The sequence below is a fragment of the Sphingomonas sp. genome, assembly GCF_035910975.1.
In the GTDB taxonomy this organism is placed as follows: Bacteria; Pseudomonadota; Alphaproteobacteria; order Sphingomonadales; family Sphingomonadaceae; genus Sphingomonas.
In genome coordinates this window covers 132,515-155,467 of the sequence record NZ_JAMHWM010000032.1, presented here as the reverse complement: position 1 = coordinate 155,467, position 22,953 = coordinate 132,515, and the positions used below count along the sequence as shown (strand labels likewise).

The window sequence follows — 22,953 nt, the reverse complement described above, 5'->3', positions numbered from 1 at the left end:
CTTCTCCGCCAAAGCACGCGACGAAGCGGGTGTAGCTCAATGGTAGAGCAGAAGCCTTCCAAGCTTATGACGAGGGTTCGATTCCCTTCACCCGCTCCAGCCTGTCGCGCGTAGGTCGAACGCTGTTCGACCACGAGCCGCGACAGGCCGGCCGGCGGCGCCACCGCGCCGACCGACGACGCGGCTTTGCCGCGGCGCCTTCTCAGCCTTTCCCCAATCCGCCATTGGCCCCCGCACCCACTTGTCCTAGGGTCCGCCCGCGCCGCTTCCAGCGGCGTTCAGAACGTGCCGGTGCCCCAGAGGCTTAAAACGGGAACGCGGTAGGGACGGTTCGCGCCGCTCGATCCGCGGCTGTCCCTGCAACTGTGAGCGGCGAGCGCGATGCAGCGTCGGGGCGGACACGCCCGTGACAGCCACTGGGGAGGATGCTCCCCCGGGAAGGCATGCACCGCGCGACGACCCGCGAGCCAGGAGACCTGCCGGCGCGGGTCGCTCTTGCTTCGGCCCAGGCGAGGCCGCGGCACGGTTCGTCCGGTCGGCGACGGGGTGCAACGACGGGCGGCGCGGGCCGCCCATCGGAAGAAGGCGGGCCGACGTGACGATGCGATGCGATGCCGGAGACAGGGCTGTGGCGGGGGACGTCCCGCTAGCGACCGCGCGTCATCTGGCGAACCAGGTTCTCCGCCGCCAGCACATATTCGGGGCTGCCGCACACCGTCCACGCCTGGGGCAGCCACAGTTTCGGGATATCGCGCAGCGCCGGGTGGTGCAGCATCTCCGTACCCTGATCGGCCACGCGAGCGGTCGCGCTTTCGAGGATCAGATAGTCGGGCTTCGCCGCCACCATCTCCTCCAGCGTCAGTTGCGACAGCACCGGCTTGCCCAGCCTTCCCGCCAGATTGACCAGCCCCACCCGCCGCATCAGATCGTCGACCAGCGTGCCCGTTCCGGTCATGTAGCCGCGCCGCTGGTAATAGGCCGCAACCTTCCCCCGCCCCGCATCGCGTGGCAGCTTCGCGAGGCGCGCGTCCATCGCTCGGACCAGCGCCTCAGCCCGGCCGGCATGGCCGGTCGCGTCACCTACCACGCGCAACCGTTCGACGATCGCCGGATAGGTTTCGGCGCTCGGCACCTCGATCAGGCGCGGCTGGCGCCCGCCACGCATCCCGCGCCATCCCGGCATCGCGACGACCATGTCCGGATCGGCGACCAGCAGCATCTCCGCCGAATCGCGCAAAATCGGCAGCCCGCGGGCACGCGCCGCGGCGGCGGACAGCGACGGATCGGCGGCGTTGCGGCTCAGCCCGGCGATCTGCCCGCGATCGGCCAAATGCAGCACCAGCTGGTCGGCGCACAGATCGGCCGACACGATCCGGCGCGGGGCGGCATCGCCAGGCGCGGCGGACGGCGGTGCCACCGGGCTCGATACCAGCGCGCCCGCCAGCGCGACGACAAGGGCTTTGGCGATCATCCCGACCGCGTTAGCCGCTTGCGGGCGGAGGGCAAGCGATGAGCCGCCCGCTGCTGCTGTCGGCGCTAAGCCTGCTGGTCCTCGTCGCCGGCCTTGCGTCGCTGCTGTTCGGCACCATCCCGATCGATCTGTCGCGGCTCGCGGCCGTCGTCGCCGGGCATGGCGATCCCGTCGCCACCACGATTCTGATCGAACTGCGCCTGCCCCGCACGCTGATCGCGATCGCGGTCGGCGCGATGCTGGGGCTCGGCGGCGCGGTGCTGCAGGGTTACCTGCGCAACCCGCTCGCCGACCCCGCCGTGCTCGGCACGTCGAGCGCCGCCGCGCTGGGTGCGGTGCTGGCGATCTACTACGGCCTCGCGCAGCTTCATCCGCTGGTGCTGCCCGCGCTCGCGGTGGCGGGCGCGGTCTCCTCGCTCGCGATATTGTTCGCGCTCGCCGGCCGGACGGAGACGCCGCTGACACTGATCCTCGCCGGGACCGCGGTGTCGACGCTGGCGATCGCAGGCATCAACCTCGCGCTCAACCTGTCGCCCAATCCGTTCGCGGCGATGGAGATCATGACGTGGCTGATGGGATCGATCGAGAACCGGTCGATCGATCATGTCTGGATCGCGCTGCCTTGCGTCGCCGTCGGCGCGGCGCTGCTGCTGGCCGACGGACGCGCGCTCGACGCGCTGACGCTGGGCGAGGACGGCGCGCGCACGCTGGGCGTGGACGTCGCACGGCTGCGGCTGCGGCTGCTGCTCGGCATCGCGATCGGTATGGGCGGGGCGGTGGCGGTATCGGGGTCGATCGGTTTCGTCGGGCTGATCGTGCCACATCTGGTGCGCCCGCTGACCGACCGGTCCCCGTCCGCGACCCTGCTGCCGTCGATGCTCGGCGGCGCGGCGCTGCTGGTGTTTGCCGACATCGGCGTCCGCCTGATCTCGACCGGCACCGAACTCAAGCTGGGCGTCGTCACCGCCTTCCTGGGGGTGCCCGTGTTCCTGGCCTATCTTCTTGGGGGGCGACGGCTGTGGTGACGATCGCCTGCGACGCGATCGACGTCCGGCTGGGCGGGCGACTGGTGCTCGACGCGCTGTCGCTGACGCTCGCGCCCGGCAGCCTGGTCGGCGTGATCGGCCCCAACGGCGCGGGCAAATCGACCCTGCTGCGGGCGATGACCGGGCTGGTCGCGCCCGATAGCGGCGGCATCGCGATCGACGGCGTACCGCTGCCCAGCGTGCCGCGCCGCGATCTCGCGCGCCGCATAGCCTATCTGCCGCAGGGGCAGACGGTGCACTGGCCGATCTCGGTCGAGCGCCTGGTGTCGCTCGGCCGCCTGCCCCATCTCGCGCCGATGTCGCGCGTGGGGGCCCGGGATGCCACGGCGATCGAGCGCGCGATGGAGCGCGCCGACGTACTGCGCTTTCGCGATCGGCCCGCGACCGAACTGTCGGGCGGCGAACGCGCCCGCGCGCTGCTGGCCCGTGCGCTGGCGGTCGAGGCACCGGCCCTGCTGGTCGACGAACCGCTCGCCGCGCTCGACCCCGGCCACCAGATCGACGTCGTCGAACTGCTGCGGCGCGAGGCGCATGCCGGGCTGTTCGTCGTCGTCGTGCTCCACGACCTGACCACCGCCGCGCGCTATTGCGACCGGCTGGTCCTGCTCGATGCCGGACGGATCGTCGCCGATGGCGCGCCGCTGGAGGTACTCACCCCTGAACGGCTGGCTTCGGTCTACGGCGTCAGCGCGCGGATCGCCGATGGCCTGGTCGTTCCGCTGGCACGCATTGACCGGCCCGCGGACGAGGCGTAGGGGCGCCAACTGCTGAAGGTTCTCCGGAGACGGGGATGAAAAGGGAACGGGGTGCGATACCCCGGCTGCCCCTGCAACTGTAAGCGGCGAGCCACCACGCCACATGCCATTGGGAGCGATCCCGAGAAGGCGGCGAGGACCGGCACTGACCCGTGAGCCAGGAGACCTGCCTGCAGCAGTCGTCTTTCGTCCGGCCAGGGTGCGCCGAGCGGACGGGTAACATGCCCGAGTGACGACATCGCCAGCCCGCGCGTTTGCGCGGGGAGGGCCGGCAGGCGCGCGCCCGCCGCTTCTCCCCACGCGATCCGCGGGTCCGATCGTCTGTGGGAGTTACCCGAATGCTGAAGTCATCGCTGTTCATCGCCGGCCTGTTCGCCTCCACCTCTGCCCTCGCGCAGCAGGCGCCCGCGCCCGACGCCGCCGCTACCGAGGCGAAGGACGGCGCAGCCGCCGTCGTCGTCACCGCCACCCGTATCCCCCTGCCCGCCGATCGCGTCACCGCATCGGTGACGGTGCTGGACAAGGACGCGATCGACCGGTCGCAGGATCTGGGCGTCACCGAACTGCTGCTGCGCACCCCCGGCGTGTCGATCGCCCGCAACGGTGGCTACGGCACCGCCACCTCGTTGCGCATCCGCGGCGCCGAGAGCGAGCAGACCGTCGTCGTACTCGACGGCGTCAAGCTCAACGATCCGTCGGCGATCGGCGGCGGCTACAATTTCGCCAACCTGCTGACCGGCGACGCCGCCCGCATAGAGGTGCTGCGCGGGCCGCAGTCGATCCTGTGGGGCAGCCAGGCGATCGGCGGCGTGGTCAACATCGTGACGCCACTCGGCGAAAGGCCGCTGGAAGGCAGCTTCGATGTCGAGGCCGGGTCGCGCGACACCGTCAGCGCACGCGCCGCGCTGGGCGGCCGCAACGGGCCGCTGGCGTGGCGCATCGCCGGACAGGCCTTCACCACCGACGGCATCTCCGCGATCGCATCGGGCACCGAGCCCGACGGCTATCGCAACCGCAGCGTCGCGGGCCGCGCACTGCTCGACGTCACGTCTGGCGTCAGCGTCGAGGTGCGCGGCCTCTATTCGAACGCGCGCGCCGACCTCGACGGCTTCGGCGTCGATAGTCCCGAATACACCCTCAACCGTGAATTCGTCGGCTATGCCGGCCTCAACGTCGCGCTGTTCGGCGGGCGCTTCCGCAACCGCTTCGGCTATGGCTACACCAGCGTCGACCGGTCGAACTACAACCCCACCCCGCCGGCCGCACGGACGTTCGACGGGCTGGGCCGCAACGAACGGCTGGAATATCAGGGCAGCGTCGCGATCGCCGACGGCTGGGACGTGACGTTCGGCGTCGAGGACGAACGCGCGCGGTTCCGCACCAACGATCCCTTTTCCGGCACCGTGCGCGCGCGTGCCGGGATCACCAGCGTCTACGGCCAGGTGAACGCCACCCCGATCGCCGGGCTGACGCTCAGCGGCGGGGTGCGCCACGACGATCACGACCGCTTCGGATCGAAGACCCAGGCATCGGCCGGCGCGGTCTATGTCACGCCCTGGGGCACGGTGGCGCGCGCCAGCTATGGCGAGGGCTTCAAGGCGCCGTCGCTTTACCAGCTCTTTTCGGAATACGGGAACACCACGCTGCGTCCCGAAGACGCGCACGGCTGGGAAGCCGGCCTCGAACAGCGGTTCGTCGACGGCGCGGTAACCGCCGGGGCGACATATTTCGAACGCCAGACGCGCGACCAGATCGGCTTCTTCAGCTGCAGCTTCACCAACCCTCAGCCGCTGTGCATCACCCCGACGGGCACGCGCTTCGGCTACTACGCCAACATCGCCCGCGCCGCCGCACGGGGCATCGAGGCGAGCGCCAGCGTCCGCCCGGTCAAGCCGCTGCTGATCGCCGGCAATTATAGCTGGGTGGCGGCGGAGGATCGCACCCCCGGCGCGAGTTTCGGCAAGTCGCTCGCCCGCCGGCCGCGGCACACGGCCAATGCATCGATAGACTATGCGTTCGACGCCGGCGGCTCGATCGGCGCGGCGCTGCGCTGGTCGGGGGAAAGCTTCGAGAATGCGGCCAACACCGTGCGCCTCGCGCCCTACACGCTGGTCGATCTGCGCGGCGACGTGCCGATCAGCGCGAACGTCCGCCTGTTCGCCCGCGTCGAAAATCTGTTCGATGAAAGCTACCAGACGGCGCGCGGCTACGGCACGCTCGGACGCAGCATCTACGCCGGCCTCCGGGGGCGTTTCTGATGCTGTGGGTGGTCGTGTTCGCGGTCGCCGGCGCGGTGACCACGCTTGCGCTGGCATGCGCCACGCCGTTCGCGGCGCTGGCGGCGATCGCGGCCACCCGGCTGCCGGCCCGCGCCGGCTTCGCGCTGGTCGCGCTGTCATGGGCATCGAGCCAAGTGATCGGCTTCTGCGTGCTCGATTATCCGCGGGATCCCACCACCCTCGCCTGGGGCGTCGCGCTGCTCAGCGCCGCGCTCGCGGCGATGGCGGCGGCACGCTGGGGCGATCGGGCGACGGCGGCCAGCCACGGCGCGGTCCGCCTCGCGACGGCGTTCGGCACCGGCTTCGTCGCGTACAAGGCGACGCTAGCGGTCTGGTCGCTGGTGCTGGGCGGCCTCCATACCGCGCTGTCGCCCTATTGGACGATCCGCCAGTTCGGGCAGGAGGCGCTGATGCTCGCCGGGCTGGTCGCGCTCTACCACGCGCTGGTCGCGATCGGCCTGCCCGCCGCCGGTCGCACCCGCGCGGCCTGATCCGCGTTGTTCAGCTTCCGAAAGACCGCTGGATCGTGACGCCGGCATAGGCCCCGCTCCGCAACTCGCGCCGGTCGAGATGGCGAACGGGGCTGATGCCGCGCAGGCCAGTGTAGACGGTGCGATCACGAACGGCCGCGCTGTCGCTCAGGTTCTTGGCGAAAAGGCGCAGCGTCCAGCGGGTGTCGGGCTTGTATTCGACGAAGACGTCGATCCGTTCGCCAAGCCGGTCGATCTCCAGTTCATCGAGCTTGAACTGCTGCTCCCTTGTGGCGACCACATAGTTGACGCCCCAGCGCAAATGCCATCGCGGCAGGTCATGGGTCAGCGAGACCGAGCCTTCGAGGGGCAGGTCCTTGGAAATCGCGCGGCGCTCGCCGGTGATCGGATCGACGACGCGGCCACGGCGGGCGATCATGTGCCCCTGGATCGTCACGCCGCGCAGCCCGGCCCCGTCCATCGGCAGGTTCAGGTCGGCCTGAGCCTCGTTCCTGACGCCCGAACCGATGTTGCCGACCGCGTCGAACAGCGTGCCGCCCGCAACCACCGGGATGCGATCGACGACGTCGCTGATCCGCTCGTGCCGCGCGGTCAGCACCAGCGATCCCTTGCCGATCCGGCGTTCCCAGGCGAGCTCGAACCGCCACAGGCTGTCGGGTTCCAGGTCCTTGTTGCCCGCCGTCACCGTGCCGGTGTTGAGCGACGCGCTGCTGACGAAATCGCCGAAGTCGAGCTGCCCCACCTCGCGCTCGACCAGCAGGCGGAACAGGTTGGCGCCGGGCGGCGACCACGTCGCCAGGAAGCGCGGCTTGAGGAAGGCGAGTGACTTGGCGAGATCGCTGTCGCCGCTTTGCGTCAGCCGGGACACCTCGCCGCGCAATCCGGCCTCGACGGCTAGGCGCGCGGCAGGCCGCCAGCTGCCAGTGACGAAGCCTTCCGCCCGGTTCTCGGCGATCGTGACATCGGCGGCAGGCAGCGGGATTGCAACGCCGTTCTCGGTAAGCGCGGTACGGCTGTGCAGCACGTTGCGGGCGGCTTCCACGCCACCCTCCAGCGCGACGCCCCCCAGGCTGGTACGCAGCGCCACACGCAGGATCGTCTCGCTGGCGTCGGACGCTTCCTTGTTCACCTCCTCGTCGGCGCCCTCGATCGATCGGTCGACGGCGCGGACGCGGGTATCGCGCCGGATCGCGACCAGCTCGCCACTGGTGCCGGCGCCGAATTGTCGCTCGGCGTGCATCCCGCCCTCGGTCGCCCGGCTGTGCTTGCGCTCGGTTCCGCTGGTCTCGCGGACGGTGGGAAAGGTGATGGAATTGGCGATATCGGCGAACTTGCGGCTGTCCTTGAACAGGCCGTTCAGACGCACCGTGCCGCCCAGCAGCGGCTGGCGATAGCCGCCGGTGACCTGCCTGACGGTCTCGCCCTCGGGCTGCGCATAGGCGGCCAGCCGCGTCGGCGAGCCATCGGGGGCATAGCGGTTGCGCGACCCGAAGCCATGTTCGTCGTCGATCTCGCGATAGATGGCGCCGGACAGCTCGGCCAGGCGATCGCCGCTGCCATAGGCGACCTCGCCCGCCAGCCGGGGCGCGTCGAGGCCGTGCCGGAAATTCGCATATTCGCCCTCGATCCGGCCGCGCAGCGTCCCTCCGCCCTTGCGGACGACATTGGCGATCAGCGCATAGCCCTGCATGTCGAACCCGGCCTCCGCGCCCTGGACCAGCTCGATACGACTGACCGAGCTAGCCGGGATGCGCTTGAGCAGTTCCTCCACCGTCTCCTGCTTCGACGCCGGCCGCTGGCCGTCGATCAGCACGTTGGCCGCCGCACCCGAATAGCCGCGCCGGTCGGAATCGCCCTCCTGCACGCGGAATCCGGGCAGCAGCTTCACCATGTCGAGCGCGGTGTTGGGCTGCGAGCGTTCGAAATGCGCGGGCGGGTAAACGGTGACGCCCGGCCGCTCCTGCACGACGGCGGCGTCCTGGGCCGTCGCAGGCGTGGCGAGCGGAACCGACACGGCACACAGCGCCAGCGTCATCGCGCGGAAGGAAGAATGCATGGACAGGCTTTCGATCGAGGGACCGCTAGTGGGGTGGCCCGGCCCCTGAGGGGAGCGGCCGGGCCGTGCGGGGTCAGTCGTCGAACTTGCGGCTCAGCACCTGGCCGCTGCGCGGATCGAGTTTCACCTCGACCTCGCGGCCCTGTCCGTCGCGCCCCTCGATCTCTGCGACGCGGCGACCGATCTTCAGCTCGGTCGGGCGAATGCCCATGCCGATCGCCTTCTGCTCGAGCGTGGCGAAGCTCATCGACGGCGCCGCAGACGCTCGTGGCTGCGCCGTGGCCGAATCGACGGGTGCGGTTCCAGCGAGCAGCAGCGATCCGGTCGCGATCGCGGCGACGCGGGTGATGGACAGGGACATGGTCGTTCTCCTCTTTTCGTGTTGGGAGACGACGGGCTAGACGGGGCCCGCTGACGAAGTTCGTGCGGCGGCCGTCAGCGAAACGTCAGCGGCGGCGTGGGAAAGCGGCAGAATGACCCGAAGCAGACACGTCCGCACCCTTGTCCGCCATGCGATCCTGGTGGCCGGCACCATCGGCATCACGACGAGCGCGCAGGCGGAAAGCAAGAAGGACCAGCGCCGCGCGGCCGAGGCGCAGGCGATCCGCTCCGCCGTCGCGCGCGGCCAGCTCCTGCCGCTCCCGCGCATCCTGCAACTCGCCCAGACGCATGTCCGCGGCGACGTGGTGAAGATCGAGCTGGAGCATGATGACGGCCGCCTGAAATATGAGATAAAGATCCTGACCGCCACCGGGCGTGTGCGCGAGGTGGAACTCGACGCGCGTACCGGCGCGCTTATCAAGATCGAGGATGATTGATGCGCCTGCTGGTGGTGGAGGATGATCCGGACGTAGGCGAAGACCTCGTCCGCGCGCTCCGCGACGCCGGCTATGTCGCGGAGCTTTCCACCCAGGGCGACGAGGCCTGGTTCCTCGGCGATACCGAGGATTATGCGGCCGCCATCCTCGATCTCGGCCTGCCGCGGCTCGACGGGCTCAGCGTGCTGCGTCGCTGGCGGTCGGCGGGGCGCAACTTCCCCGTCCTCATCCTGACGGCGCGCGGCGAATGGATCGAGAAGGTCGAGGGGATAGAGGCCGGCGCCGACGATTATCTCGCCAAGCCGTTCGTGATGCCGGAACTGATCGCAAGGGTGCGCGCGCTGCTGCGCCGCGCGGCCGGGCATGGCGCGCCGCAGTTCCGCATCGGCCGGCTGACCCTCGACACCGGCCGCATGGCGGCGCTGATCGATGACCGGACGGTGCGCCTGTCGCCCCTCGAGTACCGCTTCCTGGAATATCTCGGCCACCGTCCGGGGCAGGTGACCTCGGCCCAGCTCATCGCCGAACATCTCCACGGCGTCGCCGACGCGGCCGACACCAATGCGATCGAGGCGCTGCTCGCCCGACTGCGGCGCAAGATCGGCCCGGACATCGTCGAGACGCGCCGTGGACTGGGATATCTGATCTCGGACGCGCGATGAATTTCCGGTCGCTCCGCCTGCGCCTGCTCGCCGCGGCGGGGCTCGCGATCCTGCTGGCGCTGGCGGTCGCCGCCTTCGGCCTGACATTGCTGTTCGACCGGCATATCGAACGCCGCGAGGCCCTGTCGCTCGAAGTCAGGGCCGCCGAACTGCTCGGCGGCCTGCGGATCGATGCGCAGGGGCGCCCGCAGATCGATGGCTATCCGACCGACAGTCGCTTCAACCAGCCCGCCGGCGGCCTATACTGGCAGGTGTCGACGTCGCGCGGCGCCGTCCACTCCCCGTCGCTGTGGGATCAGTCGCTCGACCGGCCGGCGGCCGCACCAACGCAGAGCTGGGCGGTGCGGCGCACGCCGGGACCGTACACGCACGGACTGCTGCTCATCGAACGACTGGTGCGCCCCGACCCGACCGGCCGGGCGGTGCTCGTCCAGCTTGCCGGCGACGACGATTCGCTGGTGCAGGCCAGCCGCGAGTTCCGCCGCGAGGTCATCGGGTCGCTCGCGCTGCTGTGGGCCGTCCTGATGCTCGCCGCCTATGCCCAGGTGGGGCTTGGCCTGCGCCCGCTCGCGCGCGTCCGCGAGGAACTGGACCGCCTTCGCCGCAACCCGGGCGCCCGGCTGGACGGCACGCATCTCGCCGAGGTCCGTCCGCTGATCGACGCGATCAACGCGCTGGCGGATGCGCGCGCGACCGATCTCTCTCGGGCGCGCACCCGCGCCTCCGATCTCGCGCACAGCCTCAAGACCCCGCTCGCGGCGATGGCGGCGCAGAGCCGGCGCGCGCGCGAAGCCGGCGCGACCGATGCGGCCGACGGCCTCGACCGCGCGATCGGGGCGGCACGCGCCGCGCTGGAGGGCGAACTGGCGCGCGCCCGCGCGGCGCTGGCCCGCGAGACGGCCCCCCTCGCCTCGACTCCGGCCCTGGCCGCGGTGGAGCGCGTTCTCGCGGTGATCGAGCGGACCGAAGCGGGCGAACGGATCATCTTCGACGTCGATATTCCCGACGACCTGCAACTTCCGGTCGCCGGCCCCGATCTGAGCGAGATCCTGGGCGCGCTCATCGAGAATGCGGTGCGACACGCCCGGTCACGGGTGAGCATCGCGGCGCGACGACACCCGTCCGACGTCGCCGTCATCACGATCGGTGACGACGGGCCCGGCCTGTCGGAGGCGGAAGCGAATCGTGCGCTCGCGCGCGGAGTTCGCCTCGACGAAACTGGCGGCGGGCACGGGCTCGGCCTGTCGATCGTCCGCGATCATGTGGAGGCCACCGACGGCACGCTGACGCTCGCCAATCGCGAGCAGGGCGGCCTGATCGCGACGGTCAGCTGGCCCCTGCCGCCCGCCTGAGTTTCGACAATACTGGGGGTGGTGGACAGGGCTGGATTCGAACCAGCGTACGGGAAACCCGGGCAGATTTACAGTCTGCTGCCTTTAACCACTCGGCCACCTGTCCCCAGGTCAGCGCCCTGAGGGGCGGGTCGCTCGTGGTGAAGCGAGCGCGCCCAATGCCGCCACGCGGACCATCTGTCAACGCCGCGTCGCGCGCCTTGCGCCGGGGGATCGCCGCGCATAGCAAGCGAGCCCGATCATTTTGCAACCGCTAAGGAAGACGATGCGCCAGCCGGCCCGCAACGCCGCCATCGCCCGATGAGCCGCCGCACCCTGAAACAGGGCCATCGCGCCAAGCGTGGCAGCCCCGATCGCCCGCGCTTCTGGGGCCGCCATCCGGTAATGGCTGCGCTGGCGAACCCGGAGCGCCGCGTACGCAAGCTGTGGGCGACGCACGAGGCGGCATCGGCGCTCGGCAAGCTGCCCGCCGACCTGCCCGTCACCTATGCCGACAGCGCCGATCTGGCGCGGCTGGTGCCCGGCGACGCGCCGCACCAGGGGCTGGTGATCGAGGTCGATCCGCTGGAGGACATCTGGCTGGGCGACCTGCTCGAACAGGGCAAGGGCGACAATCGCCCGCTGATCGTGCTCGATCAGGTGACCGACCCGCACAATGTCGGTGCGGTGCTGCGCTCGGCCGCCGCCTTCGACGCGCTGGGCATCGTCACCCAGGATCGCCACTCGCCACCCGAATCGGGCGCGCTCGCGCGATCGGCGTCGGGTACGCTGGAGACCGTGCCTTGGGTCCGCGTGGTCAACCTCGCCCGCGCGCTGGAGGAGATCGAGGCGGCGGGATACTGGCGGATCGGCCTGACCGGCCATACCGAAACGGCGCTGGCGGACGCGCTCGGCCCGCCGAAGGTCGCGCTGGTGCTGGGCGCAGAGGGCGAAGGCATGCGGCAGAACACCGCCGCGCATTGCGACCAGCTCGCCAAACTGCCGATCTCGCCCAGGGTCGAAAGCCTCAACATCTCAAACGCGGCGGCGATCGCCCTCTATGCGGTGGCCACGCATCGGCGCTAGAACGCGGCGACATTGCCGGGGGACATGCGATGACCGACCGCCTCAAGCCGCTCCTGCTCGCGCTGCTCGCGCCGCTGCTGCTGTGGGGGTGCGTCATAACGCCGGGCAAGTTCGTATCGACCCTGACGGTGCTTGCCGACCGCAGCTTCACCTTCACCTATGCCGGCGAGGTATGGGCGGAGGACATGGAGCGCGCCCTGGCTTCCGGAGACGGCGAGAAGACTGCCGAGGATCGCGCCGACGACAAAAAGAAGGCCGCAGAACGTGAGCGCAAGAACGCCACCATCGCCGAGGCGCTACGCAAGGAAGCGGGCTATAATCGCGTCGATTACCTGGGCGAGGGCCGCTTCGCGATCGACTATGCGATCAGCGGGCGGCTGACGCACAATTTCATCTACCCCTTCAATGTCGATGCGCAGGCGATCATCCCCTTCCTCGCCATCGAACTGCGCGGGAAGGACGCGGTTCGCGTCAAGGCGCCGGCCTTTGCCAATGAACGCCAGGACGCCGGGCTTGGCGGCATGATGGACCCGACCGGGGGCAAGGGCGCGACCGACCGGCTCGACGGCACCTTCACCCTCGTCACCGATGCCGGGATCGTCAGCCAGAACAGCGAGGACGGCGCGACACCCGGCAGCGACGGCCGCAGGTCGATCGCATGGAAGGCGACACCACTCACCCGCGACGCACCGATGGCGGTCCTGAAGCTGGCACCCCTGCCCTGACGGGGGTCAGGCGACGGGCGGCGTTGCCGTCGTCGCCATCGAGGCTCGCGGCAGGAACCAGCGCGCGATCACCGCGCCGGCCGCGATCAGCCCAGCCACGTCGCTGACCCACAGATAGGCGAAATAACGCCACGGCATGTGGTTGAACACCGGCTGGCCGATGTCGGTCCACAGCGTCGCCGCAAGCACGAACCAGATGACCAGCTTCATCCGGTCGGCGAACGTCGTCACCCGATCGCGCAGGGCATGAAGCGCCACGCCGATCAGCAGCGAACAGATGATCGCCAGCACCAGCCCGCCGACCAGCGCCCCCGAATCGACCACCGGCAGCCCGCCCGAGTGGAAGAACACCAGCGCGCTCGGTCCCTGACCATAGAGCGTGGTGCCGATGTCGGTGCCCGGCCACGGCACCGGATAGGCGCCGCTGCCCGCCGCCTCCAGATGCTGCTTCAGCGCCGCCTGCACCGCCGCGCCGGTCGCGTCGTCGAGCGCGCTGAGCGCGATCCGCGACAGGGGCGTGCCCCAGAAGATGAAGCCGACCAGCCACATCGCGACCCCGCCCAGCACGCTGCCGAGAATCATCCGCGCCATATCTCGAAACCTCCGCCTGTTCGCGGGGGTTCAACCCGGACGGACCGATCTCGATCCCGTCCGCCGCGCCGCCCCCGTCAGGCGGTCTTTGTCAGCCTGCGGATCAATCCGATCAACCCCGTCTGGCGCGAACGCTTGAGTCGCTCGGCGGCCAGGATCGTGCGGACATGTTCGAAACACTGTTCGACGTCGTCGTTGACCAGCACATAATCATATCCGTCCCAGTGGCTGACCTCGTTGGCGGCGCGCGCCATGCGGGCGTCGATCACCTCCAGGCTGTCGGTCGCGCGGCGTTCGAGCCGCTGGCGAAGCTCGGGCATCGACGGCGGCAGGATGAACACGCGGACGACGTCGCCGCCGGCCAGCTGGTGGAGCTGCTGCGCCCCCTGCCAGTCGATGTCGAACAGGATGTCCGTTCCATCGCCCAGCATGTGGAACACATCGGTCTTCGGCGTGCCGTAACGATGGTCGAAGACGTGCGCCCATTCGAGGAATTCATGGTTGTCGACCATTTCGCGGAACCGGTCGAGATCGATGAAATGATATTCGCGGCCATCGACCTCGCCAGGGCGCATCGGGCGGGTGGTGTAGGATACCGACACCGACAGATCGGGCTCCGCCGCCATCAGCTTGCCCGCGATCGTCGATTTGCCCGCGCCCGACGGCGAGGACAGCACGAACATCAGGCCGCGGCGCTTGAAGCCGTGCGGATCGGAGTCGGAGCGGTCGGGCATGGCGCGCTAGTGACGTGCGAGTGGCGACCGGTCAACTGCGAGAGATGGTTGATACCGCTGCACGCTCCGGTAGGCTCCATTGATGCCCGCACCCTCGCTCGCCGATATCCGTCCTCGCCATTGGCTGGTCGTCGCGTTGATCCTAGCCGCGATGGCCGCAGCACTCTACGCGATGGGCCGCAGCCCGATCTGCACCTGCGGCTATGTCGATCTGTGGCATCCCGCGCTCGACGACGGCAACAGCCAGCATATCGCGGACTGGTACACGCCCAGCCACATCATCCACGGCTTCCTGTTCTACGCGCTCGGCTGGCTCGTCCTGCGCCGGCGTCCGCCCGGCGAACGCCTGATCCTGGCCGTCGCGATCGAGGCGGCGTGGGAAGTGCTGGAAAATTCGCCGATCATCATCAACCGCTATCGCGAGGCGACGATCGCGCTTGGCTATACCGGCGATTCGATCATCAACTCGGTCGCCGACGTCGCGTGGATGGCGCTGGGTTTCGCCTTCGCCCGCCGCGCGCCAGTGTGGGCGACGGTCGCGTTGGGCGTGGCGTTCGAACTGCTGACCTTGTGGGTGATCCGCGACAATCTGGCGCTCAACGTGCTGATGCTGGTGTCGCCGGTCGAGGCGATCAGGACCTGGCAGTCGGGCGCTTAGCCTTGCGGCGATCATAGGCCTTCTTGGCGACATAGCCGCCGCCGAGGATCAGGCCGAGTGGACCCAGCCGGCGCAACGCGCCCGCCGCCGCATAGCCGATGACCGCTCCCTTGGCGCCGCCCGAACCGTCGCGCCGATCGATCTCGCGGCCGACCAGAGCACCGATAATCCTGCCGATCATACACAATCCCCTTCGTTACGCGGGCGGTATAGCGCTGGAACACGGCTTCGGTTCCCTCACACCATATCGCCGGGCCGCACCAGCCGGTCGAACGTCGCGGCATCGACCAGCCCCAGCGCCAGCCCGGCCTCCTTCAACGTCAGGCCGTGTTCGTGCGCGTGCTTGGCGATCTTCGCCGCATTGTCATAACCGATCTCGGGCGCCAGCGCGGTGACCAGCATCAGCGATCGATCGACCAGTTCGCCGATCCGCCGTTCGTCGGCCACCAGCCCCGCGACACAGCGCTGCGCGAACGATTCCATCCCGACCGCCAGCAGGTCGATCGAGCGCAGCACGGCCGCGCCGATCAACGGCTTGAACACGTTGAGTTCCAGATGCCCCTGCATCCCGCCCACCGTCACGGCGGCGTGGTTGCCGATCACCTGCCCCGCCACCATCGTCAGCATCTCGCACTGGGTGGGGTTGACCTTGCCCGGCATGATCGAGCTGCCCGGCTCGTTGGCCGGCAGCACCAGCTCGCCGATGCCCGAACGCGGACCCGAGCCGAGCAGGCGGATATCGTTGGCGATCTTGGTCAGCGCCACCGCCAGCGTGTTGAGGGTGCCCGACAGGTGAACCAGCGGATCGTTCGACGCCAGCGCCTCGAACATATTCTCGGCCGAAATGAAGGCGATGCTGGTGATATCGCGCAACGCGGCGCAGAAATCCTCGGCAAAGCCTTGCGGTGCATTGAGCCCGGTGCCGACCGCCGTCCCGCCCTGCGCCAGCCGCTGGGTGCCGTGTTCCACGCCCGGCTCGATCCGGCGGCGGCAGCGATAAAGCTGGTTGGCGTAGCCGGAAAATTCCTGCCCCAGCGTCAGCGGCGTCGCATCCTGCAGGTGGGTGCGTCCGATCTTGACGACCCCGGCCCAGCCATCCGCCTTCGCCGCCAGTGCGGCGTGCAGCCGGTCGAGCGCGGGAAACAGCCGTTCGCGCACCGCGATCGTCGCCGCGATGTGCAGCGCGGTCGGGAAACTGTCGTTGGACGATTGCCCCCGGTTGACGTCGTCATTGGGGTGGACCGGCGTCTTGCCGCCGCGCGTGCCGGCCAGCATCTCGTTGGCGCGGCCGGCGATCACCTCGTTGACGTTCATGTTGGTCTGGGTGCCGCTGCCGGTCTGCCAGATGACCAGCGGGAACTGGTCGTCGAGCTTGCCCGCGACAACCTCGGCCGCGGCGGCGATGATCGCGTCGGCCTTTTCGTCGCCCAGCGCCGCGCGGTTCACCATTGCCGCGGCCTGCTTCACCAGTGCCAGCGCATGGACGATCGCGATCGGCATCCGCTCGGTCGGCGGGAAAGGGAAATTCTCGATCGATCGCTGCGTCTGCGCACCCCAGTAAGCGTCGGCGGGAACCGCTATCGCACCGATCGAATCACTCTCGGTGCGCGTCGCGGTCATTTCCCCTCCTGCTGCGTCGCGTCGGTCACCTGCTGGTCGTGTCCGCTGCGATCGCTGAAGAACGCCGCCGCGAACAGCCCCGACCCCAGCAGCACCGAGAAGAACACGCCCAGGATCGTCGCGATCACCATGTGCAGACGCAGCGGCTCGAACAGCGAGAGATACCAGAGCGCGCCCGCCACCATCAGGACCGCGGCGATCGCGATCCACGTCATCATGCGGCGAAACCGCGCCTTCGCGTCATCGGGCAGTTTGGGCATGGCTCGGCTCCGGTTCGGGATCGGAACGATATGGGGGCTGCGACGGCCCGCGTCACGCCCGGAGGCGCCGGGTGGGACGATTTGTCACAGGACAGGCCAAAAGACGCCCCGGCATCGTCACGGCAATAACGCCGGCTAGCCGGCCGGCGGTTCGCATCGGTTCGCAAGCGGCGGCTGGCTGTCGCTACCCGCCTCGCCCCCTATTTCTTCCGCTTGAAATCCACCGCGACGACGTTCGACCCGTCCTCGACGCGCGCGGCGGGCTGGTCGTTCTCGGCGGCCTCGTGCGGCTCGACGCCGTCTTCGTCGTTCGCCTGGAAACGCAGCTCGAAATTGACCGCCGGGTCGTGGAACCCGGTGATCGCCGAGAAGGGGATGATGAGCATCGACGGCACCTGACTGAACGACAGCCCGACCTGGAAGCCCTTGTCATCGACCTTCAGGTCCCAGAACCGGTGCTGGATGACGATCGTCATCTCGTCCGGGAACCGCTCGATAAGGCGCTTGGGGATATCGACGCCCGCACCCTGCGTTTTGAAGGTGATGTAGAAATGATGCTCGCCCGGCAGGCCGCCCGTCTCCGCGATCGAGCCAAGCACGCGGCCGACAACGGCGCGCAGCGCCTCCTGCACGATCTCGTCGTACGGAATCAGGCTGTCGGCGACGGGTGCGGTCATGTCCGCCTTGCTGGCGGCGAAATGACCGGCGGTCAAGCTTGCGCCGCGCCAAGCCGAGCTTGATTGCGCCGGACGCCGCTTGCGCTATGGCGGCTCCCCATGCGCACCGCCACGATCAGCCGCCGCACGTCGGAAACCTCGATCGACGTCACCGTCAACCTCGACGGCACCGGCGCCTACACCGTCTCGACCGGCGTCGGCTTCTTCGACCATATGCTCGAACAGCTCTCGCGCCACTCGCTGATCGATCTCGACGTGAAGACGGTGGGTGATCTGCACATCGACCAGCACCACACGGTGGAGGACACCGGTCTCGCGATCGGCGAGGCGTTGGCGAAGGCGCTGGGCGACAAGCGCGGCATCCGCCGCTACGGCGACGCGCTCAGCCCGATGGACGAGACGCTGACCCGCGTCGCGCTCGACATCTCCGGCCGCCCCTGGTTCGTCGGCAACCTGCCCTTCACCCAGAAACGTCTGGGCGAGATGGATACGGAGATGTTCCCGCACTTCTTCCATTCGCTGGCGCAGACCGCCGGGCTGACGCTCCACATCGACACGCTCTACGGCGACAACAACCACCATATCGCCGAGGCCGCGTTCAAGGGCCTCGCCCGCGCCCTGCGCACAGCGGTGGAGATCGATCCGCGCAAGGCCGACGCGATCCCGTCTACTAAGGGGACGCTGTGACGCTCGCGCTGATCGATTACGGCGCGGGCAACCTCCACTCGGTCCATAATGCGCTGAAGGCGGCGGGCGCGGCGGATGTCGCGGTGACGGCCGACCCCGACCTGGTCGCGCGCGCGGATCGCATCGTCCTGCCCGGCGTCGGCGCGTTCGGCGCCTGCGCGGCGGGCCTGCGCGCGATCCCCGGCATGATCGAGGCGCTGGAGGCGCGCGCACTGGCCGGCGGGGTTCCGTTCCTCGGCGTGTGCGTCGGCATGCAGTTGATGGCGACCACGGGGCATGAGATGGGCGAACATGCCGGCCTCGGCTGGATCGCGGGCGAGGTCGCGGCGATCGCCCCTGCCCCCGGCATCCGCGTGCCGCACATGGGCTGGAACGATGTGGCGCCGATCGCCGGCCACCCGCTGATCGCGCCCGGCGAGGCCTATTTCCTCCACAGCTTCGCCTTCACCGGCGACGCCGTGCTGGCGACCACCAGCCATGGCGGCACCGTCACCGCCGCGATCGGCCGAGACAACCTGCTGGGCGTCCAGTTTCACCCCGAAAAGAGCCAGGCCTATGGTCTGGCCCTGCTGGAGAGGTTCCTGACATGGCGACCGTGACCGCCCAATTCCTCCCCCAGCTTGCTGGGGGAGGGGGACCGCCGCGCGACAGCGCGGGGGTGGAGGGGCTTGGAGCGTACTCCGCCAGCCCCTCCACCATTGCTGCGCAATGGTCCCCCTCCCCGAGCAAGCTCGGAGAGGATTTTACGGAAAGCCCGGCATGATCGTCTTCCCCGCCATCGATCTCAAGGCCGGCCAGGTCGTCCGTCTGGCTGAGGGCGACATGGCCCGCGCCACCGTCTACGGCGACGATCCCGCCGCCCAGGCGCGCGCCTTCGGCGATGCCGGGGCCGATCACCTCCACGTCGTCGACCTCGACGGCGCCTTCGCCGGCGGATCGGTCAACGGCGACGCGGTGCGCGGCATCGTCGCCGCCTTCCCCGGCCGCGTCCAACTGGGCGGCGGCATCCGTAACCGGGAAAGCATCGACGCCTGGCTCGATCTCGGCGTCGCGCGCGTCGTCATCGGCAGCGCCGCGCTCAGCGACCCGCAACTGGTGCGGGACGCCGCCCACGCCCTGCCCGGCCGCATCGTCGTGGCGGTCGATGCGCGCGACGGTTTCGTCGCGACGCAGGGCTGGGCCGACGTGTCCGACGTGTCGGCGACCGATCTCGCCCGCCGCTTCGAGGATGCCGGCGTCGCCGCGCTGCTCTTCACCGACATCGGCCGCGACGGCTTGCTCAAGGGCTGCAACGTCGAGGCGACGGCGGCGCTGGCCGAAGCCGTGGCGATCCCCGTCATCGCCTCGGGCGGGGTCGCGGGAATCGAGGACATCCACGCGCTGAAGGGCAAGCCCGGCATCGAAGGCGTCATCACCGGCCGCGCGCTGTACGACGGGCGGCTCGACCTGGCGCAGGCGATCGCGGTGGCGCAGGACACCCCCTCTCCCCGCAAGCGGGGAGAGGGCTAGAGGTGACCGTCCGCGCGCGCGTCATCCCCTGCCTCGACGTCGCCGGCGGGCGCGTCGTGAAGGGCGTCAACTTCGTCGATCTGCGTGACGCGGGCGATCCGGTCGAGCAGGCGCGGGCCTATGATGCCGCCGGCGCCGACGAGCTCTGCTTCCTCGATATCGGCGCATCCCACGAGGGGCGCGACACGATCGTCGATGTCGTGCGCCGCACCGCGGAAGTCTGCTTCATGCCGCTGACGGTCGGCGGCGGCGTCCGCTCGGTCGAGGATGCGCGCACGCTGCTGCTGGCGGGGGCGGACAAGGTCGCGGTCAATTCCGCCGCCGTCGCCCGTCCTGAACTGATCGCCGACATTGCCGGGCGCATGGGTAGCCAGTGCGTCGTCGCCTCGGTCGACGCGCGCCGGGTGGGCGACACCTGGGAAGTCTTCACCCACGGCGGCCGCCGCGCGACCGGCATCGACGCGGTCGAACATGCGCTCAACCTCGCGCGCCTCGGCGCCGGGGAACTGCTGGTGACTTCGATGGATCGCGACGGGACGAAGGACGGCTATGATCTCGCGCTGATCCGCGCGATCGCCGACCAGGTCGATGTGCCGGTGGTCGCCTCGGGCGGCGTCGGCAGCCTTGCGCACCTCGTCGCCGGCATCGTCGAGGGGCACGCGTCGGCCGTCCTCGCCGCCTCGATCTTCCATTTCGGCGAGGCGTCGGTCGCCGACGCCCATGCCGCGCTGGCGGCGGCCGGGGTTCCGGTCCGTTCCTGAAACCGCCTTCATCGGACGTTCACGAAAACGGACTATGGGAAGCCGCGTCGGGCGATACACATGGACAGCAACCACATGAACGCCACCATCCGCTTCGCTCTCGTCGCAGCGCTGGTGGCGTTCGTGTCGCCCGACACCCTATTCGCCGCACCGCCGCATACCGGCGAGGTGATCCACGACGGCTTCGAACTCTCGGACGTCGCGCTGTTCGCCTGCGCAGTGCTCGGCGTATGGCTCGCCCGGCGCTCGATGCGGGCGCGGGCACGCCGCAAGGATTGACACCACCGTCCCGCCCGCCCCAAGCGGTCGGCATGAGCGACGCCTTCGCCACCCTGGAAGCCACCATCGCCGGTCGGTTGGCCGCTGATCCCGGCACCTCCTACATCGCCAGTCTTGCCGGCAAGGGCCGCGCCAAGATCGCGCAGAAGGTCGGCGAGGAAGCGGTCGAGACGGTGATCGCCGCGATCGCGGACGACCGCGCCGCCCTCGTCGGCGAGGCGACCGACCTGATCTTCCATCTGACCGTCCTGCTCCACCACGCCGGCCTCACCCTCGACGACGTCCGCGCCGAACTCGCGCGGCGCGAAGGGGTGTCGGGATTGGTGGAAAAGGCGGGGCGCCCTTCGAAAGAGGATTGAATGCCGATCGACGCCACCCTGCCCTATGACGAGCAGAATATCTTCGCGAAGATCCTGCGCGACGAAATCCCGTCGAAGCGCGTCTATGAGGATGACTGGGCGATCGCCTTCCACGACATCAATCCCCAGGCGCCGACCCATATCCTGGTGATCCCGCGCGGGCCTTATGTGTCGTGGGACGATTTCAGCGCGCGCGGATCGGATGCGGAAATCGCCGGATTCGTCCGCGCCGTCGGCAATGTCGCGCGCGACGCCGGGCTGGTCCAGCCCGGCTACCGCCTGCTCGCCAACATCGGGCGCGAAAGCGGGCAGGAAGTGCCGCACCTGCATGTCCATGTCTTCGCTGGCAAACCGATGGGCCCGCTGCTCGCGCGATAAGGGATTGCCCTCCCCCGATTTGCCATTAGGCTCGCCGCCCATCTGAAATCGGCGGCCGCAGGACGGACCGCCCTCCCCGGGGGGAACGCGTACATGATATTTGGGCGGGTAAAACCACTCGACGCCATTCTGGCGACGGCGGAGAAGAAATCGCTCCACCGCTCGCTGGGCTGGTTCCAGCTCACCCTGTTCGGCATCGGCTGCGTCATCGGCACCGGCATCTTCGTGCTGACCGCCGCCGGCGCGCAAAAGGCGGGTCCGGGCCTGATGCTGGCCTTCGCCATCGCCGGCGCGATCTGCATCGTGGCGGCCCTCTGCTACGCCGAAATCGCCGCCATGATCCCGGTCGCGGGATCGGCCTATACCTACAGCTACGCGACGATGGGCGAACTGCTCGCCTGGACGGTCGGCTGGGCGCTGATCCTCGAATATGCGGTCGCCGCATCGGCGGTGTCGGTCGGCTGGTCCGGCTATTTCACCGGCACGATATTGAACGAGTTCCTGGGGCTGCAATTGCCCGCGGCGCTTTCCGGCGCACCGCTTGCGCTCGGCGGAGTCGAGGGCGGCATCATCAACCTGCCCGCCGTCGTCATCGCGCTGCTCATCACCTGGCTGCTGATGATCGGCACGACGGAGAGCGCGCGGGTCAACGCCGTGCTGGTCGCGATCAAGGTCACCGCACTCACCGCGTTCATCTTCCTGACGCTGCCGTCGAGCGAGTTCTCGACCGACAAGTTCAACCCGTTCCTGCCCGCCGGCGTGTTCGGCGGCCTGGGCTCGGGCCTCGGCGCGGTCGGCGCGGCGGCGACGATCTTCTTCGCCTATGTCGGCTTCGACGCGGTTTCGACCGCCGCTGAAGAGACCAAGGATCCGCAGCGCAACGTGCCGATCGGCCTGGTCGGATCGCTGCTGTTCTGCACCGTCTTCTACATCCTGGTCGCGGCGGGCGCGATCGGCACAGTCGGCGGCCAGCCGATCATGGGGCCGAACGGTGTCCCGTTCCCGGCCGGCTCGGAGGAACTCGCGCGCCAGTGCGCCACCTACGCCGCCGACCAGCTGCCGCTGGTCTGCTCGAACGAGGCGCTGGCGCACGTGCTGCGCCAGATCGGCTGGTCGGGCGTCGGCAACATGCTGGGCATCGCCGCCTTCCTGGCGCTGCCGTCGGTCATCCTGATCCTGATGTTCGGCCAGACCCGCATCTTCTTCGTGATGAGCCGCGACGGCCTGCTGCCGGAGGCTCTGTCGAAGGTGCATCCGAAGTGGAAGACGCCCTATGTCGTGACGGCCGTCACCGGCGCGGCTGTGGCGTTCGCTGCGGCATTCCTGCCTGTCGGCAAGCTGGCGGACATCGCCAACGCCGGCACGCTCTATGCCTTCGCAATGGTCGCCATCGCGGTGATGATCCTGCGCAAGACCGCGCCGGACCGTCCGCGCAAGTTCCGTGCGCCCGCGCTCACGCTGCTCGGCCCGCTGACCGTCGCCGGCTGCGTGTTCCTGTTCGTCAACCTGCCGTTCGAAGCGATGATCGTCCTGCCGGCCTGGGCCGCGCTCGGGCTGGTGATCTACTTCGCCTATGGTCGCCGCGCGAGCCATCTGGGTCGCGGCATGGTGGAAAGCCACGAGACCGAGGCCGTGACGCAGATCGAACCCGACGTGCCCGGCACCCGCTGATCCGGGCGGCACGCAAAAGGAAAGGGCCGGGGATCGCTCCCCGGCCCTT

General features: G+C 69.4%; 27 protein-coding genes, 2 tRNA genes and 2 riboswitches. Of the genes, 19 read left to right on the top strand and 10 right to left on the bottom strand.

Annotated elements, in window-relative coordinates; translation table 11 throughout:
* Positions 1-25 precede the first annotated feature (25 nt).
* Positions 26-99 (top strand) — tRNA-Gly (locus VYI76_RS13085).
* A 178-nt stretch (positions 100-277) separates the two neighbouring features.
* A riboswitch (cobalamin riboswitch) is annotated at positions 278-498 on the top strand.
* 148 nt (positions 499-646) lie between these two features.
* On the opposite strand, the gene VYI76_RS13080 is transcribed toward VYI76_RS13085, so the two are convergent.
* Entirely contained in the window at positions 647-1,471 is an 825-nt protein-coding gene (locus VYI76_RS13080; RefSeq protein ID WP_326525238.1) for an ABC transporter substrate-binding protein, read from the bottom strand.
* A gap of 38 nt (positions 1,472-1,509) precedes the next feature.
* Between VYI76_RS13080 and VYI76_RS13075 the strand changes: the two genes are divergently transcribed.
* The 4 genes from VYI76_RS13075 to VYI76_RS13060 all read left to right on the top strand — a co-directional run bounded on the left by VYI76_RS13075 (position 1,510) and on the right by VYI76_RS13060 (position 6,042).
* The gene (locus VYI76_RS13075; RefSeq protein ID WP_326525237.1) at positions 1,510-2,496 is read left to right on the top strand and encodes a FecCD family ABC transporter permease; all 987 of its coding nucleotides are present in this window, start codon (positions 1,510-1,512) and stop codon (positions 2,494-2,496) included.
* Entirely contained in the window at positions 2,490-3,272 is a 783-nt protein-coding gene (locus VYI76_RS13070) for an ABC transporter ATP-binding protein (RefSeq protein WP_326525236.1), read from the top strand. Before VYI76_RS13075 ends, VYI76_RS13070 begins: the two co-directional genes overlap by 7 nt.
* A riboswitch (cobalamin riboswitch) is annotated at positions 3,272-3,460 on the top strand. (Overlaps the previous gene by 1 nt.)
* A 150-nt stretch (positions 3,461-3,610) precedes the next feature.
* Positions 3,611-5,530: a TonB-dependent receptor plug domain-containing protein gene (locus VYI76_RS13065; protein ID WP_326525235.1), complete on the top strand. Its 1,920-nt coding sequence runs from the start codon at positions 3,611-3,613 to the stop codon at positions 5,528-5,530.
* Positions 5,530-6,042: a hypothetical protein gene (locus VYI76_RS13060; protein WP_326525234.1), complete on the top strand. Its 513-nt coding sequence runs from the start codon at positions 5,530-5,532 to the stop codon at positions 6,040-6,042. The genes VYI76_RS13065 and VYI76_RS13060 overlap by 1 nt, the downstream gene beginning before the upstream one ends.
* Positions 6,043-6,052: 10 nt before the next feature.
* Here the strand turns inward: VYI76_RS13060 and VYI76_RS13055 are convergent, their stop codons facing one another.
* Entirely contained in the window at positions 6,053-8,098 is a 2,046-nt protein-coding gene (locus VYI76_RS13055; RefSeq protein ID WP_326525233.1) for a TonB-dependent receptor plug domain-containing protein, read from the bottom strand.
* Between the two features lie 73 nt (positions 8,099-8,171).
* Positions 8,172-8,459: a PepSY domain-containing protein gene (locus VYI76_RS13050; RefSeq protein WP_326525232.1), complete on the bottom strand. Its 288-nt coding sequence runs from the start codon at positions 8,457-8,459 to the stop codon at positions 8,172-8,174.
* A 112-nt stretch (positions 8,460-8,571) separates the two neighbouring features.
* Between VYI76_RS13050 and VYI76_RS13045 the strand changes: the two genes are divergently transcribed.
* From VYI76_RS13045 to VYI76_RS13035, 3 genes are read left to right on the top strand one after another with little or no spacing between them, the layout of a single operon-like run.
* Positions 8,572-8,916: a PepSY domain-containing protein gene (locus VYI76_RS13045; RefSeq protein WP_326525231.1), complete on the top strand. Its 345-nt coding sequence runs from the start codon at positions 8,572-8,574 to the stop codon at positions 8,914-8,916.
* Positions 8,916-9,578: a response regulator transcription factor gene (locus tag VYI76_RS13040; RefSeq protein WP_326525230.1), complete on the top strand. Its 663-nt coding sequence runs from the start codon at positions 8,916-8,918 to the stop codon at positions 9,576-9,578. The genes VYI76_RS13045 and VYI76_RS13040 overlap by 1 nt, the downstream gene beginning before the upstream one ends.
* Positions 9,575-10,930, top strand: a complete 1,356-nt coding sequence (locus VYI76_RS13035) for a sensor histidine kinase (RefSeq protein WP_326525229.1) — start codon at positions 9,575-9,577, stop codon at positions 10,928-10,930. Before VYI76_RS13040 ends, VYI76_RS13035 begins: the two co-directional genes overlap by 4 nt.
* Positions 10,931-10,949: 19 nt before the next feature.
* Here VYI76_RS13035 and VYI76_RS13030 read toward each other — a convergent pair.
* A tRNA-Tyr gene (locus VYI76_RS13030) sits at positions 10,950-11,036 on the bottom strand.
* A gap of 194 nt (positions 11,037-11,230) precedes the next feature.
* Here VYI76_RS13030 and VYI76_RS13025 point away from each other — a divergent pair.
* Positions 11,231-11,995, top strand: a complete 765-nt coding sequence (locus tag VYI76_RS13025; RefSeq protein WP_326525228.1) for a TrmH family RNA methyltransferase — start codon at positions 11,231-11,233, stop codon at positions 11,993-11,995.
* 29 nt (positions 11,996-12,024) lie between these two features.
* Positions 12,025-12,720: a hypothetical protein gene (locus tag VYI76_RS13020; RefSeq protein WP_326525227.1), complete on the top strand. Its 696-nt coding sequence runs from the start codon at positions 12,025-12,027 to the stop codon at positions 12,718-12,720.
* Between the two features lie 6 nt (positions 12,721-12,726).
* Here VYI76_RS13020 and VYI76_RS13015 read toward each other — a convergent pair whose 3' ends face one another.
* Both VYI76_RS13015 and gmk read right to left on the bottom strand, forming a co-directional pair.
* Positions 12,727-13,311 carry a hypothetical protein gene (locus VYI76_RS13015; RefSeq protein WP_326525226.1) on the bottom strand — a complete coding sequence of 195 codons (585 nt, stop codon included), beginning with the start codon at positions 13,309-13,311 and terminating at the stop codon, positions 12,727-12,729.
* Positions 13,312-13,388: 77 nt separating this feature from the next.
* The gene (gene gmk / locus VYI76_RS13010) at positions 13,389-14,045 is read right to left on the bottom strand and encodes a guanylate kinase (protein ID WP_326525225.1); all 657 of its coding nucleotides are present in this window, start codon (positions 14,043-14,045) and stop codon (positions 13,389-13,391) included.
* Between the two features lie 82 nt (positions 14,046-14,127).
* Between gmk and VYI76_RS13005 the strand changes: the two genes are divergently transcribed.
* A complete protein-coding gene (locus VYI76_RS13005; RefSeq protein ID WP_443018955.1) occupies positions 14,128-14,703 on the top strand; it encodes a DUF2585 domain-containing protein in 576 nt (191 codons plus the stop codon).
* Here the strand turns inward: VYI76_RS13005 and VYI76_RS13000 are convergent.
* The 4 genes from VYI76_RS13000 to VYI76_RS12985 all read right to left on the bottom strand — a co-directional run bounded on the left by VYI76_RS13000 (position 14,678) and on the right by VYI76_RS12985 (position 17,260).
* A complete protein-coding gene (locus VYI76_RS13000; protein ID WP_326525224.1) occupies positions 14,678-14,884 on the bottom strand; it encodes a hypothetical protein in 207 nt (68 codons plus the stop codon). The genes VYI76_RS13005 and VYI76_RS13000 overlap by 26 nt on opposite strands.
* Before the next feature lie 56 nt (positions 14,885-14,940).
* The gene (gene fumC / locus VYI76_RS12995; protein WP_326525223.1) at positions 14,941-16,323 is read right to left on the bottom strand and encodes a class II fumarate hydratase; all 1,383 of its coding nucleotides are present in this window, start codon (positions 16,321-16,323) and stop codon (positions 14,941-14,943) included.
* Entirely contained in the window at positions 16,320-16,583 is a 264-nt protein-coding gene (locus VYI76_RS12990; RefSeq protein WP_326525222.1) for a hypothetical protein, read from the bottom strand. The genes fumC and VYI76_RS12990 overlap by 4 nt, the downstream gene beginning before the upstream one ends.
* A 200-nt stretch (positions 16,584-16,783) precedes the next feature.
* Entirely contained in the window at positions 16,784-17,260 is a 477-nt protein-coding gene (locus tag VYI76_RS12985) for an SspB family protein (RefSeq protein WP_326525221.1), read from the bottom strand.
* A gap of 99 nt (positions 17,261-17,359) precedes the next feature.
* On the opposite strand from VYI76_RS12985, the gene hisB reads away from it, so the two are divergent.
* From hisB to VYI76_RS12945, 8 genes are all read left to right on the top strand, one after another.
* Positions 17,360-17,947: an imidazoleglycerol-phosphate dehydratase HisB gene (gene hisB / locus VYI76_RS12980; RefSeq protein ID WP_326525220.1), complete on the top strand. Its 588-nt coding sequence runs from the start codon at positions 17,360-17,362 to the stop codon at positions 17,945-17,947.
* Positions 17,944-18,546, top strand: coding sequence for an imidazole glycerol phosphate synthase subunit HisH (hisH, locus tag VYI76_RS12975; RefSeq protein WP_326525219.1), 603 nt, complete (start codon positions 17,944-17,946; stop codon positions 18,544-18,546). Before hisB ends, hisH begins: the two co-directional genes overlap by 4 nt.
* Before the next feature lie 160 nt (positions 18,547-18,706).
* Entirely contained in the window at positions 18,707-19,456 is a 750-nt protein-coding gene (gene hisA / locus VYI76_RS12970; RefSeq protein ID WP_326525218.1) for a 1-(5-phosphoribosyl)-5-[(5-phosphoribosylamino)methylideneamino]imidazole-4-carboxamide isomerase, read from the top strand.
* Between the two features lie 2 nt (positions 19,457-19,458).
* A complete protein-coding gene (gene hisF / locus VYI76_RS12965) occupies positions 19,459-20,217 on the top strand; it encodes an imidazole glycerol phosphate synthase subunit HisF (protein ID WP_326525217.1) in 759 nt (252 codons plus the stop codon).
* A 60-nt stretch (positions 20,218-20,277) separates the two neighbouring features.
* Positions 20,278-20,496 (top strand): hypothetical protein, encoded by a 219-nt coding sequence (locus VYI76_RS12960; protein WP_326525216.1) that lies wholly within the window; start codon positions 20,278-20,280, stop codon positions 20,494-20,496.
* Between the two features lie 32 nt (positions 20,497-20,528).
* Complete coding sequence (locus VYI76_RS12955; protein WP_326525215.1) at positions 20,529-20,855, top strand: phosphoribosyl-ATP diphosphatase; 327 nt, start codon at positions 20,529-20,531, stop codon at positions 20,853-20,855.
* Complete coding sequence (locus VYI76_RS12950) at positions 20,856-21,233, top strand: histidine triad nucleotide-binding protein (protein WP_326525214.1); 378 nt, start codon at positions 20,856-20,858, stop codon at positions 21,231-21,233.
* A gap of 93 nt (positions 21,234-21,326) precedes the next feature.
* Positions 21,327-22,904: an amino acid permease gene (locus VYI76_RS12945; protein WP_326525213.1), complete on the top strand. Its 1,578-nt coding sequence runs from the start codon at positions 21,327-21,329 to the stop codon at positions 22,902-22,904.
* The last annotated feature ends 49 nt before the right edge of the window (positions 22,905-22,953 follow it).

What these genes read in the sequence shown, in the direction of transcription:
- VYI76_RS13015 (WP_326525226.1), bottom strand. Translation starts at nt 13,311, where the DNA reads ATGGCGCGGATGATTCTCGGCAGCGTGCTGGGCGGGGTCGCGATGTGG.
- VYI76_RS12950 (WP_326525214.1), top strand. Translation starts at nt 20,856, where the DNA reads ATGCCGATCGACGCCACCCTGCCCTATGACGAGCAGAATATCTTCGCG.
- hisA (WP_326525218.1), top strand. Translation starts at nt 18,707, where the DNA reads ATGATCGTCTTCCCCGCCATCGATCTCAAGGCCGGCCAGGTCGTCCGT.
- VYI76_RS12960 (WP_326525216.1), top strand. Translation starts at nt 20,278, where the DNA reads ATGGACAGCAACCACATGAACGCCACCATCCGCTTCGCTCTCGTCGCA.
- VYI76_RS13075 (WP_326525237.1), top strand. Translation starts at nt 1,510, where the DNA reads ATGAGCCGCCCGCTGCTGCTGTCGGCGCTAAGCCTGCTGGTCCTCGTC.
- VYI76_RS12985 (WP_326525221.1), bottom strand. Translation starts at nt 17,260, where the DNA reads ATGACCGCACCCGTCGCCGACAGCCTGATTCCGTACGACGAGATCGTG.
- VYI76_RS13020 (WP_326525227.1), top strand. Translation starts at nt 12,025, where the DNA reads ATGACCGACCGCCTCAAGCCGCTCCTGCTCGCGCTGCTCGCGCCGCTG.
- VYI76_RS13005 (WP_443018955.1), top strand. Translation starts at nt 14,128, where the DNA reads ATGCCCGCACCCTCGCTCGCCGATATCCGTCCTCGCCATTGGCTGGTC.
- VYI76_RS13035 (WP_326525229.1), top strand. Translation starts at nt 9,575, where the DNA reads ATGAATTTCCGGTCGCTCCGCCTGCGCCTGCTCGCCGCGGCGGGGCTC.
- VYI76_RS12945 (WP_326525213.1), top strand. Translation starts at nt 21,327, where the DNA reads ATGATATTTGGGCGGGTAAAACCACTCGACGCCATTCTGGCGACGGCG.
- VYI76_RS13025 (WP_326525228.1), top strand. Translation starts at nt 11,231, where the DNA reads ATGAGCCGCCGCACCCTGAAACAGGGCCATCGCGCCAAGCGTGGCAGC.
- VYI76_RS13080 (WP_326525238.1), bottom strand. Translation starts at nt 1,471, where the DNA reads ATGATCGCCAAAGCCCTTGTCGTCGCGCTGGCGGGCGCGCTGGTATCG.
- fumC (WP_326525223.1), bottom strand. Translation starts at nt 16,323, where the DNA reads ATGACCGCGACGCGCACCGAGAGTGATTCGATCGGTGCGATAGCGGTT.
- VYI76_RS13060 (WP_326525234.1), top strand. Translation starts at nt 5,530, where the DNA reads ATGCTGTGGGTGGTCGTGTTCGCGGTCGCCGGCGCGGTGACCACGCTT.
- VYI76_RS13050 (WP_326525232.1), bottom strand. Translation starts at nt 8,459, where the DNA reads ATGTCCCTGTCCATCACCCGCGTCGCCGCGATCGCGACCGGATCGCTG.
- VYI76_RS12990 (WP_326525222.1), bottom strand. Translation starts at nt 16,583, where the DNA reads ATGCCCAAACTGCCCGATGACGCGAAGGCGCGGTTTCGCCGCATGATG.
- hisB (WP_326525220.1), top strand. Translation starts at nt 17,360, where the DNA reads ATGCGCACCGCCACGATCAGCCGCCGCACGTCGGAAACCTCGATCGAC.
- VYI76_RS13045 (WP_326525231.1), top strand. Translation starts at nt 8,572, where the DNA reads ATGACCCGAAGCAGACACGTCCGCACCCTTGTCCGCCATGCGATCCTG.
- VYI76_RS12955 (WP_326525215.1), top strand. Translation starts at nt 20,529, where the DNA reads ATGAGCGACGCCTTCGCCACCCTGGAAGCCACCATCGCCGGTCGGTTG.
- VYI76_RS13055 (WP_326525233.1), bottom strand. Translation starts at nt 8,098, where the DNA reads ATGCATTCTTCCTTCCGCGCGATGACGCTGGCGCTGTGTGCCGTGTCG.
- gmk (WP_326525225.1), bottom strand. Translation starts at nt 14,045, where the DNA reads ATGCCCGACCGCTCCGACTCCGATCCGCACGGCTTCAAGCGCCGCGGC.
- VYI76_RS13000 (WP_326525224.1), bottom strand. Translation starts at nt 14,884, where the DNA reads ATGATCGGCAGGATTATCGGTGCTCTGGTCGGCCGCGAGATCGATCGG.
- VYI76_RS13040 (WP_326525230.1), top strand. Translation starts at nt 8,916, where the DNA reads ATGCGCCTGCTGGTGGTGGAGGATGATCCGGACGTAGGCGAAGACCTC.
- VYI76_RS13065 (WP_326525235.1), top strand. Translation starts at nt 3,611, where the DNA reads ATGCTGAAGTCATCGCTGTTCATCGCCGGCCTGTTCGCCTCCACCTCT.